This window comes from Cognatundibacterium curvum, from assembly GCF_014284235.1.
Taxonomy (GTDB): domain Bacteria; phylum Pseudomonadota; class Gammaproteobacteria; order Burkholderiales; family Burkholderiaceae_D; genus Undibacterium; species Undibacterium curvum.
In genome coordinates this window covers 1-419 of the sequence record NZ_JACOGD010000029.1, presented here as the reverse complement: position 1 = coordinate 419, position 419 = coordinate 1, and the positions used below count along the sequence as shown (strand labels likewise).

1 protein-coding gene is annotated in these 419 nt (G+C 55.8%); it reads left to right on the top strand.

Annotated features, from left to right (window positions below; all coding sequences use genetic code 11):
* Positions 1 to 419 (top strand): DUF2345 domain-containing protein (locus H8K43_RS18710; protein WP_186905259.1); only part of this gene is annotated, 419 nt, incomplete at both ends.

Below are 419 nucleotides of genomic sequence, written 5' to 3'. Positions count from 1 at the left end.
CACAATTTACACGCCAGTCTGGCCGACGCCGCCCAGCAAGCCGGAGCGCAAGAAGCAAGCGATCAGCCTCAGGTCGCACAAGACCTCGAACAACAAAATGCAGAAATCGCAGGCTCAGCAAACAAGGCAAACAACAACACAAACCACACCAGTACAAATCAAAATCAAACCAAAAACCACTTCCCCGAATTCAGCCAGCCCCACATCCTGCTCACCAGTCCTGCAGGCATCGCCAGCACCACCGCAGGCAGCACGCAACAACACAGCGCAGCCCAGCACGCGATAACCGCCGAACAACACATCAGCCTCAGCAGCGGCCACAGCCTGCTCGCGAGTGCACGCAAGGCGATACGCTTGTTTGCCTACAAAGCCGGGATGAAACTGATTGCAGCAAATGGGGATGTGGATATCAAGGCGCT